Annotated in this window: 12 protein-coding genes and 1 pseudogene; 4 read left to right on the top strand and 9 right to left on the bottom strand. The window is 67.2% G+C overall.

Annotated elements, in window-relative coordinates:
* Positions 1-50 precede the first annotated feature (50 nt).
* From ACJ4V0_RS00065 to ACJ4V0_RS00055, 3 genes are all read left to right on the top strand, one after another.
* Positions 51-1,523 carry an amidase gene (locus ACJ4V0_RS00065; RefSeq protein ID WP_448297497.1) on the top strand — a complete coding sequence of 491 codons (1,473 nt, stop codon included), beginning with the start codon at positions 51-53 and terminating at the stop codon, positions 1,521-1,523.
* Positions 1,524-1,596: 73 nt separating this feature from the next.
* Positions 1,597-1,812 (top strand): hypothetical protein, encoded by a 216-nt coding sequence (locus tag ACJ4V0_RS00060; protein WP_448297496.1) that lies wholly within the window; start codon positions 1,597-1,599, stop codon positions 1,810-1,812.
* 342 nt (positions 1,813-2,154) lie between these two features.
* On the top strand, positions 2,155-4,566 hold the full coding sequence (locus tag ACJ4V0_RS00055; RefSeq protein ID WP_448297495.1) for a methyl-accepting chemotaxis protein: 2,412 nt from the start codon (positions 2,155-2,157) through the stop codon (positions 4,564-4,566).
* 106 nt (positions 4,567-4,672) lie between these two features.
* Here ACJ4V0_RS00055 and ACJ4V0_RS00050 read toward each other — a convergent pair whose 3' ends face one another.
* The 8 genes from ACJ4V0_RS00050 to ACJ4V0_RS00015 all read right to left on the bottom strand — a co-directional run bounded on the left by ACJ4V0_RS00050 (position 4,673) and on the right by ACJ4V0_RS00015 (position 11,677).
* Entirely contained in the window at positions 4,673-5,971 is a 1,299-nt protein-coding gene (locus ACJ4V0_RS00050; RefSeq protein ID WP_448297494.1) for a glycoside hydrolase family 130 protein, read from the bottom strand.
* Positions 5,972-6,014: 43 nt separating this feature from the next.
* Complete coding sequence (locus tag ACJ4V0_RS00045; protein ID WP_448297493.1) at positions 6,015-8,288, bottom strand: glycosyltransferase family 4 protein; 2,274 nt, start codon at positions 8,286-8,288, stop codon at positions 6,015-6,017.
* Positions 8,285-9,244, bottom strand: a complete 960-nt coding sequence (locus tag ACJ4V0_RS00040) for a class I mannose-6-phosphate isomerase (protein WP_448297492.1) — start codon at positions 9,242-9,244, stop codon at positions 8,285-8,287. The genes ACJ4V0_RS00045 and ACJ4V0_RS00040 overlap by 4 nt, the downstream gene beginning before the upstream one ends.
* Positions 9,245-9,293: 49 nt before the next feature.
* Positions 9,294-9,557: a hypothetical protein gene (locus ACJ4V0_RS00035; RefSeq protein WP_448297491.1), complete on the bottom strand. Its 264-nt coding sequence runs from the start codon at positions 9,555-9,557 to the stop codon at positions 9,294-9,296.
* A gap of 396 nt (positions 9,558-9,953) precedes the next feature.
* The gene (locus tag ACJ4V0_RS00030; protein WP_448297490.1) at positions 9,954-10,781 is read right to left on the bottom strand and encodes a transglutaminase-like domain-containing protein; all 828 of its coding nucleotides are present in this window, start codon (positions 10,779-10,781) and stop codon (positions 9,954-9,956) included.
* 52 nt (positions 10,782-10,833) lie between these two features.
* Entirely contained in the window at positions 10,834-11,100 is a 267-nt protein-coding gene (locus ACJ4V0_RS00025; RefSeq protein ID WP_448297489.1) for a hypothetical protein, read from the bottom strand.
* Between the two features lie 151 nt (positions 11,101-11,251).
* Positions 11,252-11,392, bottom strand: coding sequence for a hypothetical protein (locus ACJ4V0_RS00020; protein ID WP_448297488.1), 141 nt, complete (start codon positions 11,390-11,392; stop codon positions 11,252-11,254).
* Between the two features lie 21 nt (positions 11,393-11,413).
* Entirely contained in the window at positions 11,414-11,677 is a 264-nt protein-coding gene (locus tag ACJ4V0_RS00015; RefSeq protein WP_448297487.1) for a DUF1488 family protein, read from the bottom strand.
* Positions 11,678-12,285: 608 nt separating this feature from the next.
* Between ACJ4V0_RS00015 and ACJ4V0_RS00010 the strand changes: the two genes are divergently transcribed.
* Entirely contained in the window at positions 12,286-13,896 is a 1,611-nt protein-coding gene (locus ACJ4V0_RS00010) for a Na/Pi cotransporter family protein (protein WP_448297957.1), read from the top strand.
* Positions 13,897-13,913: 17 nt separating this feature from the next.
* Here ACJ4V0_RS00010 and ACJ4V0_RS00005 read toward each other — a convergent pair.
* Positions 13,914-14,601: pseudogene (locus tag ACJ4V0_RS00005) on the bottom strand (GntP family permease); the annotation flags it as partial.

The raw sequence follows: 14,601 nt of genomic DNA, 5'->3' as shown, positions 1-14,601 counted from the left end.
GAAGCGCCGATCCATGGCCTTCGAACAGAGCCGCGGAAAGGCAGAATGACATGACACTGGCGATGAGCTGGAGCGAATGGGCCGCCCACGACGCGACCGCACTGGCCGACCGGGTGCGGTCAGGCGACGTGACCGCCGCCGAGATCGCCGCACAGTCCGCCGCCGCCATCGCCCGCCTCAACCCGACCCTCGACGCGGTGGTGGAGGTCTTCGACGACGTCGTCGCCGATCCCCTGAAGGACGGCATGAACCCCGACGGCGTCTTCGCCGGCGTTCCCTATCTGATGAAGGACCTCGGCCCCAGCCTGAAGGGACGCCTGCAGGAGATGGGTTCGCTGCTGATGCAGGGGAATGTCGCGATCGCCGACAGCCATCTGACGGGCAAGATCCGCCAGGCCGGTCTCAACATCATCGGCCGCTCGACCACGCCGGAATTCGGCCTCTGCAGCTCGGCCGAGAACACCCTTTGCGTCACCCGCAATCCGTGGAACCTCGACTATACGACCTGCGGCTCGTCCGCCGGCTCGGCCGCCATGGTGGCCGCGGGGGCGACACCGATCTCGCACGGGACCGACGGCGGCGGCTCCATCCGCATTCCGGCCGGCGTCAACGGCCTCGTCGGCCTGAAACCGTCGCGAGGCGTCTTCTCCATCGCACCCGGCGGATCGGACTTCACCAGTGTCGTGTCCTCGCAGGGCTGCCTCAGCCGCACCGTCCGCGACACCGCCGCCTTCGTCGACCATTGCCGCGGCGGGGCTGCCGGCGAGTTCATGCCCTACTGGAAGGCCGAGGAGCCCTACAGCGACCTGATCCGCCGCGACCCCGGACGCCTGCGCATCGCGATCTCGCACGCGTGGGGGCCTTACAAGGCGACCCCGGAGATCGTCGCGGAGCTCGAGAGGGCGGGCCGGTTCCTCGAAGGCCTCGGCCATCACGTCGACTGGGCGCTGCCGGCCATCGACTTCGCCGCGGCCTTCCAAGCGCAGACCACCTGCTACATTACCAATTTCGCGCAGACCATCGCGCTGCTGCTGGAGCCGCGCGGCATGACGCGGCCGCCGGAGGACAGGGTCGAGCCGATGAACGTCCGCGTCTGGGCCGCCGGCATCGACGCAACCTATTCGGAGCGCACCCGCATGCAACTCGCCTTCAACACGGCCTCTCGCGGCTTCGGCGCCTTCTTCGAGGACTGGGACATCATCCTCACGCCGACCATCGCGAAGCCGACGCCGCGGATCGGGACGCGCGAGTACCTGACGGTCAGCGACAATCCCTCGGTCCAGGACTGGTTCGCCAATCTCTGGGCCATCTTCGCCTATACGCCGCTCTCCAATCTGTGCGGCATTCCCGGGCTCTCCATCCCGCTCGGCCGGCTGTCGAACGGCCTGCCCATGGGCATCCAGATGCAGACGCGCCAGGCCGGTGACGGGCTGCTGCTGCAACTGGCGGCGCAGGTGGAGCGGGCGCTCGACGGCCAGTGGAACGGCGGCGCCGTGCCGGCCAACCACGTCACCGCCAGCTGAACCGGCGACGGCCATCCGGGAACGATCGTGGCCTCCGAACGTTGCCCCGCCAGTGCAACATCAGGAGGCCACCATGGCTGAAGCCCAGACCACCCATTCCGGCGCGAGCGTCTCGGATTTCGCCAGCGCCGCCCAGACCCAACTTAAGGCGGCCGGCGTTGATACCGAGGTGATGGCCACCCGCGCAGGCGAACTGCAGAGGATGCTGCGCGACGAGATCGCGTCCCGGCCCTTCCAGGCGCTCGCCGTCGCCGCCGCCATCGGCTTCCTCTACGGCCTGCGGCGCTGAACCCGCCGTGATGACGCGCCCGCCTTGTCACTGAGTGCGCGCGCGGAAGCCGGGTCTTGCCGGGTACGTCCGTCGAATGACCGGCACTCGTCAGTCTGCGGCTGGAAGCGGACCTGAGGCCCGCTTCCCATCGCGCCCGATCTTGGCTTCCCAAGCGGAAGCCATTGAACGGATTGCGTTCAATTGCTTGCGCGACCACCGGAGCCACCGGTCAGATCATGTGACAATCTGGAGATTGCATCGGAATATCAAGCTGTTAACGATGTATTATAGGACCTGTCATATCGTTTTCATGCCGTTTGACAGATCCGAGGCTGCCCGATGCTTCTCGACCGCGTTCGCATGAGCATCAAGATTCCCGCGCTCGTCGTCGGGGCCGCCATGACAACGGCGGCGGTTCTCGGGATTTCGTCCTTTATTGCGGCGCGCACCAATGCGCTCTCGATGATCCAGCAGTCGCTGACGGCGGTCGCGACCGAGCGCCAGAAGGCGCTCGAAAGCTATTTCAACGCCATTCGCGAGGACACCCTCCTGGTGGCTGGCAGCGCCATGGCGCGCGATGCCGTTCAGAGCTTCTCGGCGGCCTGGCGCGACCTCGGCGGGACGGCCGAAGGCACGCTCCAGCAACTCTACATCGACAATAATCCGCACCCGACCGGCAAGAAGGACGAACTCGGCGATGCCGGCGACGGCTCGGCCTATTCACGACATCACGCCCGCCTTCACCCCTGGTTTCACCGTCTTCAGCGCGAGCGCGGCTACTACGACGTCTTCGTCTTCGATACGGCCGGCAACCTGATCTATACGGTGTTCAAGGAGCGGGACTACGCGACCAACCTCGTCTCCGGGCAATGGCGCGACAGCGACCTCGGTGTCGTCTTCCGCAAGGGTCTTGCCGCGGCTCGCGGTACGGTCAGCCTGACCGATTTCCGAGCCTATGCACCCTCCGAGAACGCTCCTGCGGCCTTCATCTCGACGCCGATCACCGACGAGGCCGGCAAGACCATCGGCGTCTTCGCCTTCCAGATGCCGGTCGACCGCATCAACGCCGTGATGAACGCACCTCATGGCCTCGGGGCCACCGGCGACGCCGTCATTGTCGGCCAGGACGGCATGATGCGTTCGAACTCCCGCTTCACGGCGACGGGCGCCACCGACATCCTGAAGACCGGCCTCGATGGTCCGGTGATCGCGGCGGCCCTGCGCGGGCAGGCCGAGATCGGCGCGTTCAGCTACCGTGATGCCCCGAGCCTGGTTTCGGCCATTCCCTTCACCTTCGGTGACCTACGCTGGGCCGTCACAGCCACCCAGGCCGAGAGCGAGGCGCTCGCGCCGGTCTATGCGATACGGCGAAATCTCATCATCATCTCCCTCCTCGTTCTGCTGGCCGTCGGCGTGCTCGGCTATCTCGTCGCCCAGACCCTCACCCGCCCGATCGTGGCACTGGTCTCGGACATGGGCGAACTGGCCCGCGGCAAGCACGACATCCCGCTGAGCGGGCTCGAGCGCGGCGACGAAATCGGCCTGATGTCGCGCGCTGTCGGCGTGTTCCGTGACAATGCCATCAAGCGGGAGCGTCTCGAAGCGCAGGCGCGTCGCCAGCGCGAACGGGACGTCGCCCGGCGGACCAGCATGGAGATGCTGGTCGCGCAGTTCAAAGGCGAGGTTTCCGAGGTCATCGAGAATCTGACGAACGGCACCTCGTCGATGCGATCGGCAGCATCGGTTCTGTCGCGCGTTGCATCGACCACCCTCGACCAGGCGACACTGGCCCGCTCCGCATCGACGGAGTCCAACAGCAACACCCAGACCATCGCCTCGGCGTCCGAGGAGCTCGGTGCCTCGATCCGGGCGATCGCCGGTCAGGCGCATCAGGCGAGCGCCATCGTCAGCGAGGTCCGCGAGCAGGCCCTGGCCACCAACGACGATGTCACCGCACTGGCGGAAGGGGCCAAGAGCATCGGCCGCGTCGTCGAGCTCATTCGCAGCATCGCCGACCAGACAAACCTGCTGGCGCTCAACGCCACCATCGAGGCAGCGCGGGCGGGTGACGCGGGCCGCGGCTTCGCGGTGGTGGCCAGCGAGGTCAAGAACCTCGCCACCCAGACGGCGCGGGCGACCGACGAGATTGCGGCGCAGATTTTTGCCATCCAGTCGTCGACGGATACCGCCGTCAGCTCCATCGGGGCCATCGCCAGGCGCATCACCGACATCTCGTCGCTGAATGCCGCCATCGCCGCCGCCGTGGAGCAGCAGGATGCCGCGACCCGCGAGATCGCGGAGAACGTGTCGCGCGCCGCCGATGGCAGCCAGATCGTCTCGGCGAATGTCGAAGGGGTGGCGGCGTCGGCGTCCGACACCACCGGAGAAGCCTCGCGTGTCATGGACACGGCCCAGATGCTGGGTGATGCCTCCCAGGCCCTGACGAGTTCCGTCGCGGGCTTCCTCGACAGCATCAGCGCCGATCTCGATGAGCGCCGCAGGACCAACCGGGTCAACCTCGCCGCATCCGGGACGATCGAGGTCGAGGGGCGGAACATTCCGGTCGAGGTGGTCGACATCAGCGCCGAGGGCGCGCGCATCGTCAACCCGCTGGGTGCGGCGCTCGGATCCCGCGTCGTGCTGACGATGGATGGAGCCAGGAGCCCCGGGCGAGTGGTCTGGGTCAACGAGGCGGGAACCGGGCTTGAGTTCGACACGCCTTTGAAGGCTCTTCCGCCGGGCATCGAAAACGCGTTTGCACAGGCCGCCTGACGGCCTGGATTCCGCCCTTGAGGAGCAGTTTCACCGTGTCGAGCCGGGCGACGGTGGACTGGGCTGGCGGCCCTCGTCGATAAGCTGCGTCCGGCAGCTTCCCCGCTCACCCCTTGAGGGTGCTCAGGAGCGCCGAGATGTCGATGGTCGCCAGCTTCGAGAAGGTGTCCGAGACCGCGTAGGGCAGGATGATCCGGTCCGCGTGCCGCATGGCGCCGCACGTATAGACGACATTCGGAACATAACCTTCCCGCTCCGACAGGTCCGGGCGAACCAGCGGTTCGGCCGACCGGGCAAGCACGCGGGACGGGTCCTGCTTGTCGAGGAGGACGGCGCCGATCGAATATTTCCGCACGGGGCCGACGCCGTGGGTCAGCAGCAGCCAGCCCTCGTCCAGTTCGATCGGCGATCCGCAGTTGCCGATCTGGACGAACTCCCAGGGCTGCTTCGGCTTCACGATGGCCTGCCCGCCGCCCCATGCGTAGAGGTCGTCCGAATAGATCAGATAGAGGTTCTCGTTGTCCTGCCGCCCGATCATCGCGTAGCGGCCGTCGATCCTGCGCGGAAACAGGGCCATGCCCTTGTTGCGCGCGGCGGGGCCCGTGAGCGGGCTCATGCGGAAGGTGACAAAGTCATTGGTTTCGATCAGTTCGGAGCGGATCGCCCGGCCGCTATAGGCCGTGAATGTCGCGTAGTAGGTGCGCTTGCCTTCATCGGTGAACTCGACGAAGCGGGCGTCCTCGATGCCGTTCGACTGGAACTCGGTGATCGGGAAGATCACCCGTTCGCTGAGGTCTTCGTCAGGGCGAAACGCAATGTCGATCCGCTCGCCCTCCGCGACCGCGACCCGGCCGGTGATCCTGGGGAGGGAGGCGAGCCGCACGGTCGGGTCGATGGTGACGCCGCCGTCGGCCGCGATGGTGCCGGACCGGAATGTCAGGGAGGAGACATGTCCCTCGCCGATGGCGCGCAGGGACAGAATGAAGCGATTGCCGCCGGGCGGAGCCGTGGACTGGTCCGGATGGGCGACGATGCTCGGATTGAACAGCGCCGCCGCCTCGAACGAGTACTCGTTCATGAAATAGGCCCCCACGAGTTGGCGCTGTAGGGGCGAGAAGGTGGCGTGGGACGCGAGGGCGTCCTCCATGCTGTCGGCCCGCGCCTCGAAGGTCGCCAGCAGGTTGCGGTGCCGGCCCTGGAAATTCTCGAGCACGTCGGCGAGCAGGCCCTCGGCGGTCTCCGGATCGAGGGCCAGCACCCGCTCCACGATGTGGTTGGCGCGGCTCTTGTCGGTCGGATTGAGGTCCCTCGGCTCGGTGGCGGGCTTGAACGACCTGACCACGACGCGGGAGGGATCCGGACGCAGGTGAAGCGCGTGCCGGTTGAGGAATGTGGATTGAGACAAGGGGCTCTCGGTTCAGTTGGGGCGGTCGGAAGGGGGCTTGCCGTCAGGCGAGACGCGGGGCAAAGGGCCGGCGCCCCTCGCTCCGCCGAGCGAGCTCACGGACCTCGGACAGGCCGAGGAGATAGGAGACGACGGATTCGCCGCCGCGGTTCTCGTTCGCCCTGTCCGGATGCAGGCCGTCGCGGCAGCTGCCGGTGTCGAGGTCGACCAGGGGGACATTCAGATCATTGGCTCCAAGGAACCAGGCGAAGGCGCGCGCGGCATCGGCACGCCACTCGGGACTGCCGTCCGAGCGGCTTGCCGCCAGACAGGCGGAGATCGTCGCCGCCGCTTCGAGGGGCTGCTGGTCAAAGGCGGCCGGAGCCTGCCGCACGTTCCAGAAGCTGTCCGACCCCACCGGCCTGAACCGGCCGCCGGCCGTCGTCTGCCGGGCCATGAGCCAGCGCAGCGACCTGAGACCGGCCCGTACATAGGCCGGAGTCCCGGTCGCCTTGCCGGTGAGGATCAGGGCCTGGGGCAGGCGCGCGTTGTCGTAGGACAGGGCCTCCTCGAACCAGGTCCAGTCGTCGGTCTCGACGGCGGCGAGGATGGCCAGGAGGCGATCCGCCAGAACCCGCCGGATGCGCGACGCATCCTGATCCCTGGGGGCGATGTCACAATAACCATCGAGGCCGAGGAGCGTGAAAGCCCAGGCACGCGGCGAGGTGAAGCGTTCCACGGCCGGCAGGGCGGCTGCGAAGAGCGCCGTCGCCCAGCGTCGGCGCGGAGCGCTCGCATCGCTGCGCGCGGCCTCTCCCAGAGACCAGAGGGTGCGGCCGTGACTGTCCTCGGATCCGCAATCCTCGAGCCATCGGCGATCGAAGCCCATGAAGTTGCGAAAGCGCCCGGCGTCCGGGTTCCACGCATGTTGGATAAAGGCGGCGAAGCGCGAGGTCAGCACATCCGGCAGCGGCGTCTCGCCCGGCGCGTTGAGCGCACAGGCGACGAGCAGCGCCCGCGCGTTGTCGTCGACGCAATAGCCGTGGGCGCGATCCGGCACGGAATGGATGGCGTGCTGGAACAGGCCGGTGTCGTCGCACATGGCGAGGAGATGATCGGTCCGCATGGCGGGAGGAGCGCCGCTGTCGCGGCTCGCGAGGCCGACGGGACCGGAGATGACGCGCAGCGGCACAGCCAGCCTCGCGGCCTCGAAGGTCGCGCGATAACGACCGGCGGTTCGTGCCCAGGTCATCGACCGGCTGCTCGCATAGGCGCGCCGGCGCATGGACTGACGCCGGTCATCGTCGGTGAGCAGTTCGGCGATCTCGGCTCCGATCGCCCCGGCGTCGCCGAAGGACACGAGGATCCCCTTGCCGTCGGCGAGGAGTTCCCGGGCGTGCCAGTAGGGCGTCGAGACGACCGCCTTGCCGAGCCCGAAGCTGTAGGCGAGCGTGCCCGACGTCATCTGGGCCTCGTTGAGATAGGGCGTGACGTAAACGTCGCTCATCGCAATGAAATCGAGCAGAGTCGGCATGTCCACGAACTGGTCGAGAAAGACCACGTGGTCCTCGATGCCGAGCTCGCGGACGCGATCGACGAGGGAGGTGCGGTAGGCCTCACCGTGGTCGCGGACGAGGTGCGGATGGGTCGCGCCGAGCACCACATAGACCGCATCCGGCCGGCGCTTCAGGATCGACGGCATGGCATCGATCATGATCTCGATGCCCTTGTTGGGGGACAGAAGGCCGAAGGTCAGGATGACGGACCGGCCGCCGAAGCCGAGCCTGGCCTTGGCGGCATCGGGCTCGACGAAGGCAACATCGGGAATGCCGTGCGGGATCATCTCGATCTTGTCCGCGGGAACCCGGTAGACGGTGCGCAGGAGTTCCACGCCCTTCTCGGCCATGACCACGACCTTCGCGGAGGCCGCGACGATCGCCGAGAGCACATCGCGCTGGGCTGCCGTCGGCTCGGCCAGCACGGTGTGTAGGGTGGTGACGACTGGCATGGTGAGCCGGGACAGGAGCGGCAGGATATCGGCGCCCGCCTCGCCACCGAAGATGCCGAACTCGTGCTGGAGGGAGACGACGTGGACCTGCGATTTGTTGAGCATTTCGGCCGCCCGTTCATAGTCGACCGGGCAATCGTCGCGAACCTCGGCGCGGACCGTCGCGGGGTAGTCATAGGACTGGCCACGGTCGGTCATGGCGATGATCGACGTCTCGATCGCCGGAGCCGAGGTGGCGACCGCCTGCTGGAGATCGGTCGTGAAGGTGGCGATCCCGCAGCGGCGCGGGAGTGAATTGCCGATGAAGGCAAGGCGGAACGGCTCGGTCATCGGCCTGCGTCCGCGACGGCCTCAAGCACGCCCCCGGCCGGGAGCGAAGCCGTCAGAGGACAGTCGTGGTCCGCGGGCGAGGCAGGCCGCTTGCGGCCATCGAGGTTGTAGAGAAGGCTCGATGCAGGGTCGGGGCCCGGATAGGCGACCAGCAGCACCAGCGGATCGGCGCCGACGCCGATCACTGTCTGCTCGGCCTGGGTAAAGAAGGCCTGCCCCCGGCAGCCCTCCAGCTCTCCGAAACGCGCCGTGCCGTCGAGAACGAGAAGCCATGTCTCGCCGTCCGCATCGAACTGCCAGTTGGAATGGGCCGGCAGGTCGATCCGCTCGAGGACAAAATGGGGGCTGGCGACGAGAAGCAGCCGCGCGTCGGTGAGCCGGCTCGGCGCAGGCTGCAAGCTGCTCGGCCCGGTCTCGGCCACCGCGATGGCCTGCCGGGCATGGAGCTCGCGCGGCCGGCCATGGTCGAAGAGCCTGTAGGTCGTATCGCTTCGCTGCTGGATCTCGGCGATGACGAAACCGGCGCCGATGGCGTGGATGGTCCTGGCGGGCACATAGATCGTCTCACCGGAGACGGCATGGCGCCAGTTCAGCAGGTCGGCGATGCTGCCGTCCTCGATCGCCGCGGCGAGGTGCTCGCCGGTGAGGCGGCGTTTGAGCCCGACGGCGACGCGGGCGTCGGGCTCCGATCCGATCACGTACCAGGCTTCGGACTTGCCGTTCGGCTCTCCCGCCGACTGTGCCTGGGCGTCGTCCGGATGAACCTGGACGGACAGGCTCTCCGCCGTGAAGAGCAGCTTCAGCAACAGGGACGGAAGATGCGGGGGCGTCCCCTGGCGTCCGAACCAGATCTCGCCGATCGGCGCGCCGTCGCCGTTGGGCGCGGTCCACGGAGAGGGATCGACCTGGCCCCACGGCTTGTTGACGATGGTGCGGGACGCCAGCTCGATCGTCATGATGGACACTCCGGGTTGATGAGGCGGTCGCGGTGCGGCCACCGGCCGTTCAGCGAAGGCGCCGGTCGGTCGCCAGCGCGGCGTCAAGTTCGCCCGGATCAACGGGAATGACTTCGCTCCCCTGACCGCGGACGGAGAGAGCCGGCAGGTGCAGCACGGTCGCGCTGCGCCGGAACGCGACAAAGGACAGGCCGGGGATCTCCTCTTCGTCCATGACGCAGCGATAGCGCCCCGGCGGGAGGGGGCGTTCGACAGCCGACAGCGAGAAAGGATGATGGAACGTGACCGTCGTTTCGGTGCTGCGACCAGCCATGACTTTCAGTTCCCCATGTCGTCCTTCGGCGGGCGCGCCGTGGCGTCGATCGGCCGAGGGCGTGACGCTGCGCCTCGACGCGCATGTGGGAAGGCCTGTTCCCCCGGGGGCGGCCGCTTTCGGGACCGTGGCGCGGCGTCCCCAAAGGGGATGCTGGCCGGGGAACGGAGGAGCCGGCACGATCAGCGCCACTCCGATCAGGAGGCGGTCATCGCCACATGCTTTTCATTCGCATGACAGCAAAAAAGTGACCCCGCCCATCATGAATGGATATGGGTGCAGACACCGCGATATCAATAGCGGCTGCCGACGAAATAAAACCAACGTATTTAGGCTATTAAACCCCGCGAATACCGAGGTTCCGTCAGAAATTGATCTGAAATTCGGCTCGAATCCTCACGGAGACGGGGCGACATCGATCTGGGTGATATCGTAGGCCCAGACGCGGAACGACTTCAGCACATGCGGACCGAAGGAATTGATGAGCGGCACGTCGGCCGCATCCCGGCCTCGCGCCACCACGATCCGGCCGATGCGGGGCGTGTTGTTGCGAGGGTCGAAGGTCATCCAGCCGCCATCGAGATAGACCTCGATCCAGGCGCTGAAATCCATGGGGTCGACGATCGGCACGCCGATATCGCCGAGATAGCCGTTCACGTAGCGCGCGGGAATGTTCATGCATCGGCAGAAGGCCACGGCGAGATGCGCGTAGTCGCGGCAGACGCCGATCCGCTCCTCATGGGCCTCGGCAGCGGTCCGTGTTGCCCGGGCATCGAGATACCCAAACCGGATATGGTTGTGCACGAAGTCGCAGATGGTCTGGACGCGCCCCCAGCCGGGCGCGACATGGCCGAACAGGTCCCAGGCGACCTGGCTGAGCCGGTCGGTTTCGCAATAGCGGCTCCCGAGCAGGTAGATCAGGCAATCGTCCGGCAGGGCCGCGACGGGCACTTCGGCGGCCCCAGGCAGGACCGGATCGAGGGCGCCGCTGTCCTCGATGGTCCCGTCGGCCCACAGGGACAGGTCGCCTGCCGGGGCCACGAAGCGGCGGCAGAGGTTGCCGTAGAGATCGAGATAGGTACGGCTGGGAACCGGCGGCGTCGCGACCCATTGCTCGGTCTGGCGGATGTCCTGACCGCGCTCGCCATGGGCCGACAGCAGACTGACCATAGGGGTCGGAGCGGTGCACGTGACCGTGATGTCGTAGCCGTATCGGATCAGCATGCCGACGGCTCTCCGCTTGTCGACACAGTCGCAACGGCAGGTCTGGACCGGGTCAGGACACGCTCTCCTTGGCTGGCAGCTTGCCGGACTTCCGGGTCGACGCCGGAGCGGCGGCAGGGGCTGGGGCAGCCTTTGCCTCGGCCTCCTCCTTCGCCAGACGCAGCGCCCGCAGCCGCATCATGTTGCTGATGACGGAATCGCGGCCCTTCCTCTGCGTCTCGAGGAACTGCGCGGTTTCGCGCTTGCGCCTTTCGGGGGTGTCGAAACCTCCGCCGCTCTGGCGGCGGTTGGGGTCGACCGGGGATTTGCGATAAGCCATCGTCGGATGCTTCCGTCTGTCGGGCCGGGTCGCGCCTGCGTCCCGGCCTGTGAATGGGTGGTTGGCGACCCCCGCCCGCGAGGCGTTAGGCCGCCGGGACGTCGGCTTCCACAGTCCGAAGAGACACTTCGAAAACATGGAAGCAGGCCAGTCACTTCTTGCGGGTGGCGGCCGCGTCGAGGATCTTCTTCTGGACCGCGGCGAAGCTGGTCGTGGCCGGAGCCGCGGCGGCGGCCTTGGGCTGCTTCGGTTTCTTGACTTCGCGGTTGCCGCGCTTGTCGCTTCTGGCCATGACAGCCTCCTTTACGATCGATCAGAATGCCGATGCCGGCAGGTGATAGAAACTCTGCCGGCCCCGGGAATGAGCATGGCCCGCCGCGGTCTCGATGCGGCTGCGGTTGGCATCGAAGGCCCGCAGCAGCGAGGCCTCGTCGTTGGTGCTCTGCGGGCTGAGACGATGGAGCGCGTCGACATCAATGTAGAAGGTGAACTCGAACTGCGACTCGTGCCCCCAGAAGCGGACCGCGCGCCGCTCCGCATCAAAGCTCCTGCTGGCATTGGGAAAGGCGAGGGCCATCCGGCCTCCTCAGGGTTGGAGTGCGCAGCGGGTCTGTCGTGCCTCTGCGAGCGTCTTGCACGGCCAGGCGAACCATCATAGCCCGCCGAAGATGACGCCGGGCCAATGTTGCCAATTTTCAATGAGATGCCGGTATCGGACCTGAAGCCCGACAATATTCCGGCAATCTTGAGCCGCGCGTCCTGTTTCGAATATAGCGCGATAATTCGAAATAGCCAGAAAATACGCTGGGTTGCCGGCCAAATGCGTGGCAGGCACGCAGGCCCTTGAGGCACCGCGGATCGAATTCCGAATATGGTTGCGCCTCTGAATGGCTCGGCCGCCGGCACGGGGCGCATGTGCTTCGGCGGGGCCGCCCCACCTCCGCCTCAACGGGACAATTGTCATTGGCGAGACGAGTTCGATGGACTGATCACCTTTCACGGCTGTCAACGCCGATCCTTCACAGGCGCGCCACCCGAGCCCGTTCGTCGCCGGCCTGGGGCGAGAGACGTCTCCCGTCCGATTGTGTACATGGGGCTCCCCGCCCTGTTGCCATCGTTCGTGGCAACACGGCGCAAACGATACCCCGTAGCCGGCCCGAGGACTGAGGAGGCTCCCCCTTGCTCATGGTTGCCCTGACAGTCCTCGGAGGCATCGGCCTCTTCCTGCTCGGCATGTCGCTGATGACCGAAGGCCTGAAGGTCGCGGCGGGCACGGCCCTCAGGGACATTCTGGCTGCCGGCACGAGAACCCGCCTGCGGGGACTGGCATCCGGCATCGTGCTGACCGGCATCGTCCAGTCGTCCAGCGCCGTCACTGTCGCGGCCATCGGCTTCGTCAATGCCGGCCTGATGACGCTCGCCCAGGCGGCGTGGGTGATCTTTGGAACCAATGTCGGCACCACCATGACCGGGTGGCTGGTGGCCGTCATCGGCATCAAGTTCGACGTCGGCGCGCTGTCCCTGCCGTTCATCGGGCTCGGCATGCTGGTATCGCTGTTTGGGCGCGCCAGACCGCGCCTTGCCGGAACGGGCCAGGCCCTGGCGGGCTTCGGCGCCTTTTTCCTGGGTGTCGGCGTGCTTCGCGATGCATTCGCCGGGCTGGTGCCGGCCATCGCCGGACTTCAGCTTGGAGAGGCCGGGTTCCTTGGAACGGTCGCCTTTCTGGGGATGGGCATGCTGCTGACCATCCTGACCCAATCGTCGAGCGCCGCCCTGGCCGTGGCCCTGACGGCGAGCGCCGGCGGCGGACTGCCGCTGCATCTGGCCGCCGTCTTCATCGTCGGCGCCAATGTCGGCACCACATCGACCGCCCTGATTGTCGCGTCGGGGGCGACGCCGGCGGCGAAGAGGGTGGCGGCGGCCCACATCGCCTTCAACCTTGTCACCGGGGTCGTCGCCCTCCTGCTGCTGTTCCTTCTCGTGCCGCTGGCGACCATCCTCGCGCGCATGCTCGATCCGGCGGCCGGCGACGTGATGACGCTCGCCATCTTCCACACCCTGTTCAACGTTCTCGGCGTGGTCCTCATGTGGCCGCTGGCGCCCTCGCTGATGCCCCGCCTCGAGCGGATGTTCGTGAGTATCGAGGAAGAGATCGGCCGCCCCCGTCACCTCGACATGACCCTCGTCGAGACGCCAGTGCTGGCGGTGCGCGCCCTGGTCCTGGAACTCGAACGCATGACGGCCATGAGCTTCGATCTTGCCCGCCAGTCCATCCTCGCCGGGGCCGGCCACCGCCCCGACAGGGCGCGGGAACATGGCGTGCTGCGCCTTGGCCGCGCCATCCGGAGCTTCATCACCCGGCTGCAGCGCACGCCACTGGGCGGTGACGCCATCGCCACCCTGATCGACGTGATCCGCGCGATCCAGCATCTGGAGGAGATGGCGGTGGAGGCCAGTCGCGTGGCCGAGGACGACGTTCCGGTCCGGCCTCCGGAATGGCACCGCCTGCATCAGGCCGCGGCGGCTGCCCTGACGATGCCCGCCGCGGACGACCCCGACAAGGCTTCGCGTCTCGGCACCCTCGGACAGGAGGTCGAAGAGGCCTATGAGGAGTTGAAGAGCCACCTGCTGACCGCGGCGGCCGCGGGGCGGGACAGCCTTGAGGCCACGGAGGCGGCGCTTCAACGGGCGCGCCGGGTGCGCCGCATCGCCCAGTCGGCGCTGAAGGCGGACCGTCGCATCGGACGATGGCGCCCGGTCCCGGCGACGCCCTTCGTGCAGGCGGGTGAGCCGTAACTCCGCGGAGCGGCCTCTCAGAAGCTACCGAAGAGCGTCCCGAGGGCGATCACGGCGACCAGCGCGATGGCAGGGATGAGCACCGCAACCACGGCGATGTCCCCGTAGGCCTCACGATGCGTCAGGCCACAGATGGTCAGCAGGGTGACAACCGCACCATTGTGCGGAAGCGCGTCGAGACTGCCGGTGGCAAGACTGGTGACCCGGTGCATGAGGTCCGGCGATACGCCTGCCGCCAGTCCCATCTCCCGGTACGTGTCACCGAGGCTCGCCAGTGCGATGCTCATGCCACCCGATGCCGAGCCGGTCAGGCCGGCCAGCAGGCTGGTGCCGAGCGCCAGCGAGATCAGGGGGTTGCCGCCGCCCATGGCCAGCACCCCATCGCGGACCCATGAAAACGCCTCCAGGGACGCGATGACCGCGCCGAACCCGACGAGGCTCGCCGTGTTGAAGATCGGCTTCAGGGAATCGACCGCACCGGCATCGAGTGTCTCGCCGAGTGTCTCTCCCAGACTCTGCCGATGGAGGACGACGAGCACCAGACACGACAGGACGAGCGCCGCGATGATCGACCAGAGCCCGCGGACCGCCGCGATGTCGGTGGAGCCGTATTTGGGCATGGCGAGATAGGAGGCATCCAGCATCGGGATCAGCCAGAAGGCGAAGGCGACATTCAGCGCGAGGACGCTCGCGAGGGGGAGGGCC

This window comes from Phreatobacter aquiterrae, from assembly GCF_053471285.1.
Note: the sequence above shows the minus strand (reverse complement) of the source record. Positions and strands in the feature narration are given on the sequence as shown.

Bases quoted from the DNA above. Each gene is read 5' to 3' on its own strand.
- ACJ4V0_RS00020 (WP_448297488.1), bottom strand. From the start codon at position 11,392: ATGGCCAGAAGCGACAAGCGCGGCAACCGCGAAGTCAAGAAACCGAAG.
- ACJ4V0_RS00035 (WP_448297491.1), bottom strand. From the start codon at position 9,557: ATGGCTGGTCGCAGCACCGAAACGACGGTCACGTTCCATCATCCTTTC.
- ACJ4V0_RS00040 (WP_448297492.1), bottom strand. From the start codon at position 9,244: ATGACGATCGAGCTGGCGTCCCGCACCATCGTCAACAAGCCGTGGGGC.
- ACJ4V0_RS00045 (WP_448297493.1), bottom strand. From the start codon at position 8,288: ATGACCGAGCCGTTCCGCCTTGCCTTCATCGGCAATTCACTCCCGCGC.
- ACJ4V0_RS00055 (WP_448297495.1), top strand. From the start codon at position 2,155: ATGAGCATCAAGATTCCCGCGCTCGTCGTCGGGGCCGCCATGACAACG.
- ACJ4V0_RS00030 (WP_448297490.1), bottom strand. From the start codon at position 10,781: ATGCTGATCCGATACGGCTACGACATCACGGTCACGTGCACCGCTCCG.
- ACJ4V0_RS00065 (WP_448297497.1), top strand. From the start codon at position 51: ATGACACTGGCGATGAGCTGGAGCGAATGGGCCGCCCACGACGCGACC.
- ACJ4V0_RS00010 (WP_448297957.1), top strand. From the start codon at position 12,286: ATGGTTGCCCTGACAGTCCTCGGAGGCATCGGCCTCTTCCTGCTCGGC.
- ACJ4V0_RS00060 (WP_448297496.1), top strand. From the start codon at position 1,597: ATGGCTGAAGCCCAGACCACCCATTCCGGCGCGAGCGTCTCGGATTTC.
- ACJ4V0_RS00025 (WP_448297489.1), bottom strand. From the start codon at position 11,100: ATGGCTTATCGCAAATCCCCGGTCGACCCCAACCGCCGCCAGAGCGGC.
- ACJ4V0_RS00015 (WP_448297487.1), bottom strand. From the start codon at position 11,677: ATGGCCCTCGCCTTTCCCAATGCCAGCAGGAGCTTTGATGCGGAGCGG.